The organism is Microcoleus sp. (genome assembly GCF_049646505.1).
Taxonomy (GTDB): domain Bacteria; phylum Cyanobacteriota; class Cyanobacteriia; order Cyanobacteriales; family Microcoleaceae; genus Microcoleus.
Genome location: NZ_JBARVX010000324.1, coordinates 1 through 4,395, shown reverse-complemented (window position 1 = coordinate 4,395; position 4,395 = coordinate 1). Strand labels below are relative to the sequence as shown.

General features: G+C 46.1%; 2 protein-coding genes and 2 CRISPR repeat arrays. Both genes read right to left on the bottom strand.

Going from position 1 to position 4,395, the window contains the following annotated elements; all coding sequences use genetic code 11:
- Positions 1-29: 29 nt before the first annotated feature.
- Positions 30-1,362: direct repeats of the CRISPR family, unit length 36 nt; unit sequence GTTTCAATCCCCTTGCGGGGAAAAGTGAATTGCGGC.
- A 91-nt stretch (positions 1,363-1,453) separates the two neighbouring features.
- A CRISPR array of direct repeats spans positions 1,454-1,948; the repeat unit is 36 nt; unit sequence GTTTCAATCCCCTTGCGGGGAAAAGTGAATTGCGGC.
- 369 nt (positions 1,949-2,317) lie between these two features.
- A complete protein-coding gene (gene cas2, locus WBA89_RS16700) occupies positions 2,318-2,599 on the bottom strand; it encodes a CRISPR-associated endonuclease Cas2 (protein WP_424408305.1) in 282 nt (93 codons plus the stop codon).
- Between the two features lie 238 nt (positions 2,600-2,837).
- The gene (cas1, locus tag WBA89_RS16695; RefSeq protein ID WP_424408304.1) at positions 2,838-3,833 is read right to left on the bottom strand and encodes a CRISPR-associated endonuclease Cas1; all 996 of its coding nucleotides are present in this window, start codon (positions 3,831-3,833) and stop codon (positions 2,838-2,840) included.
- Positions 3,834-4,395: the final 562 nt, after the last annotated feature.

The window sequence follows — 4,395 nt, the reverse complement described above, 5'->3', positions numbered from 1 at the left end:
GTCCTATATAACCTTGATTTTTAGCGAAAGTTTCAATCCCCTTGCGGGGAAAAGTGAATTGCGACTTTTGGGTCGCAGGATTGAAATTTCTGTCGCACAATTGGTGTTTTAATCCCCTTGCGGGGAAAAGAGAATTGCGACTTGAGGCTAAAAAAGTAATAAATGAGAATCCCATAAGTTTCAATCCCCTTGCGGGGTTTCAATCCCCTTGCGGGGAAAAGTGAATTGCGGCAAAATAGCAGCCGTATTTATTAAACCCAAAGAAGAAGTTTCAATCCCCTTGCGGGGAAAAGTGAATTGCGGCCTGCCGTACAGGTATGTGTATAGCTCTTCTTGGGATGGTGTATTAAGTTTCAATCCCCTTGCGGGGAAAAGTGAATTGCGGCTTCTCCTTACCAGCGCGTAGGAAGCGGTGTGCCTTGATGTTTCAATCCCCTTGCGGGGAAAAGTGAATTGCGGCATGGGTAGGTATAGTAATGTATCCCCACCATATACAAAGCGTTTCAATCCCCTTGCGGGGAAAAGTGAATTGCGGCCGCCAGCCTCTAACACTACACCATCCGCTGCTGCTAGAGTTTCAATCCCCTTGCGGGGAAAAGTGAATTGCGGCACCGTACCGGCATTTACCATTAACCTGTGGACTACAGAAGTAGTGTTTCAATCCCCTTGCGGGGAAAAGTGAATTGCGGCTCTATTCTCTCGAATCCTTGATTGCGAATTGTATTGTTTCAATCCCCTTGCGGGGAAAAGTGAATTGCGGTTCGCACAATCAAACTAGCAGGAATACACGTTAGAAAGGAAGTTTCAATCCCCTTGCGGGGAAAAGTGAATTGCGGCACAATCGTTGATTTGCGCGAAATAGCAATAATGCTGTTTCAATCCCCTTGCGGGGAAAAGTGAATTGCGGCTCGCAGAAGTATGTCATTCAACGGACAACCGTTTCCTATATTTAGAAAGTTTCAATCCCCTTGCGGGGAAAAGTGAATTGCGGCTTCGTTTCGCTAGACTGAGCGATCGCAAGAAAGAAGTGTTAGTTTCAATCCCCTTGCGGGGAAAAGTGAATTGCGGCTCGCGCAAATCTCGTTTTGTACGTCCAATGAGAACAAGTTTCAATCCCCTTGCGGGGAAAAGTGAATTGCGGCCCTGACATCGAGAAACTTATACATCTATTATGCTAGGTTTCAATCCCCTTGCGGGGAAAAGTGAATTGCGGCAAGGGTGTACTGGGGTATGATGCTAAGTCTACCATTGTTTCAATCCCCTTGCGGGGAAAAGTGAATTGCGGCTTGACAAAGGTAAGAATAATAACTATCAAAATTATCATTAGTTTCAATCCCCTTGCGGGGAAAAGTGAATTGCGGCATTAAAACAACAGCCGGTAATTGGCATTTGTGGAACAATCTGGTTTCAATCCCCTTGCGGGGAAAAGTGAATTGCGGCGCTAAGCTCTTAGAGTTTCAATCCCCTTGCGGGGAAAAGTGAATTGCGGCAAGAAGACTGTAAAGCTTGTGAGTTTGGTACAGCTTGTTTCAATCCCCTTGCGGGGAAAAGTGAATTGCGGCTTACCATCGGGGCTCTCACCAATACAGAACTGTGTCCTACCAATGTTTCAATCCCCTTGCGGGGAAAAGTGAATTGCGGCTTTCCGAAAGACAGGTATCACTTAAAGGCTGGATTTTATCTAAGTTTCAATCCCCTTGCGGGGAAAAGTGAATTGCGGCTGTAGTTAAATCTACAAAATTCTGAGTAGTGCTTCCTGTTCCCCCTCTATTGTTTCAATCCCCTTGCGGGGAAAAGTGAATTGCGGCTTTAAAAGCCCACGAGATAGCTTATAAGGAGTGTTTCAATCCCCTTGCGGGGAAAAGTGAATTGCGGCACGCCCTAATGCGCCAGCTACAGTATGTGAAGTCTGGTTTCAATCCCCTTGCGGGGAAAAGTGAATTGCGGCCCCCCGGCTGTGGAAGCCGTGCCCAGTAAAGGCTCCAGAAGCCGTTTGCGACCGCCTCTGATGCTGAGTTCACTTAGAGCCGAAAACGAGCCACCAAAAAGGGCTGAAACCCTTACTGGACAAGAGAACGACCGCCTATACGAGAGAATCGGTGTTTCAGCCATTTAGCGAGGCGGTCGCATAGCTAAATAATTGAACCGCTAAAACACTACTTAAATGTATTTAATTTTCTAGGTACTGGCGCTGTTGATTTGGGTAGTAATTAACACGACAAGTTTACATTGGCTTGTGTGGATTTACAACCAGAATCTAGCAATGGAGACATACTAACGTAGATTTCCCTGGCTGTCAAGTGTCAAAAAAAACACTTTAAACAATGACCGAAGTCTGCGGTTGAGTCACCGACGGGCCAGGACCCCAAGTTTCTACCTGCCCGATCGCCCGCGTTGACAAAGCATAAAAACGGATGTTATCTTCATCTAAATTAACCCGTCCCCGCAGGCGAGTGCGGAACTCCTCAAACTGACGCTGAGATAGGGCACACTCAAAAACCGAATATTGCACCCAAGTGCCGTAACCAGAAAGCAAGTTAAAAACTTTCTGGCGGCGCTTGTCGCAAGGAATATCATAGACAACAACGTACAAGTACATGATTAATTTCCGCTTGGCAAAAAGTTAATTCTGACCACTCCGCGAGACTAAAGAAACCGGGTTTTTTCGGTAATTTGAAGGCGACAGCGCAGTATTTTCGTGAAAAACCCGGTTTCTGGTCACTCCGCGAGACTAAAGAAACCGGGTTTTTTCGGTAATTTGAGGGCGAAAACGCAGTATTTTCGTGAAAAACCCGGTTTCGGGGCCCCCTCGTGTCTAGGAGTATAAGTTTTGAAATCTAACGAATTCGATAAGGCTTGTACAAAAGTTGAGGGTTGTAAACAAACTGCTTGTAAGCCTTAACTTGCTGCACAAACAAATCCCAACGCGGCTGTTTTTCGCCAGAATCAGTTTGAATTTCTTCTTCCATGCGCTGCAAAAAAGCACGGAGAAATTTTGCTCGCCCGGAATCGTTCAAGAAACAGCCACTATCACGGTAAACAAAGTCGAGGCTGGCATCCATGACTTTTGAATTAATCAGCCACAGCACCAAAGAATCAATAATCGGAGCCCGAAACTCTTCGATCAAATCAGAAGCTAAAGCTGCATGGCGTTCGGAAGTTTGATGCAAACAAGCTTGATAAGGATCGAGTCCTTGGAGTTCTATCAAACAAAGTAAATGATTCCACAGGATTTGATATCCAAAGCTCAGCATGGCATTAACCGGATTCCCTGGCGGACGGCGGGAACGGAAAACAAATACAAATTCTGGAACCGACAAACATTCGCCAAATGCTGAAAAATAACTAGCGGCCCCGGCTCCTTCCAATCCCATTAATCGCTCGATGGTTTCAGAACGAGAGGCTTTTTCGCTGAGATGTTCTAAGCTTTTAATCGCGAGAGCAACTGTTTCTGAATCTAGGCGTTTTCGCTGGATGCGCTGCAAAATCAGGCGGCTATTTTTCAATTTGGCAATGACAATTTGTTTGGCTACCAATAAACGATGTTCCGCTTCGAGTACCTGTTGATAGCGAGCAAGTTGTCGGTAGCCGCGTTCTATTGGCAAGATGCGTCCGTAACAGTAACCCATGCGCGAAAGATATGCTATGGGGATGTTCCGCCACAAACAAGTGCGAATTGCTTGGGTAGAAATTTGGGATTTACCAAAAACAAGAATTTGTTCTAAAAGCGGTATTTGTATTTTGGCAAGGACGACATCGCCTTTTTTGACAATGATGTTTTCTTGTTGGAGTGCCAGATAGCAATCTGGTTGAGAAACGTAGAGGGTTTTCATGGTAATTCCTCAAGAATAGCAATAGATATTACCCACAGTCAGGACACCGCACCGTATCCGAGGCGTGTCAACTTAAGCTGTCATTCCGCGAGTCTTCTCGCGCACCCGCGAGTCCGCCAGGGGTTTAAACCCCTGTCTAATAGCTAAAGTCCTCGCTATGAGGACTAATACCAAATCCGGGTTTGGGGCTCCTTTATTCTTGAATCGGCGCAGGCCGATTTTGTTTGTGTAGACGCGATTTCAATCGCCGGGTCGCTATGAGGACTAATACCAAATCCGGATTTGGCGCTCCTTTACTCTTCAATCGGCGCAGGCCGATTTTGTTTGTGTAGACGCGATTTCAATCGCCTGGTCGCTATGAGGACTAATACCAAATCCGGGTTTGGGGCTCCTTTATTCAATCGGCGCAGGCCGATTTTGTTTGTGTAGACGCGATTTCAAGAGACTGTTGGCGAATCTGTGAGGGGTTTGACCCCTCAGACATCGCCGTCCTGAATAGGCAGAATGATTGTGTAATGAGGCACCATACTAAATAATTTATTATGACTCTTCACCCACGCTC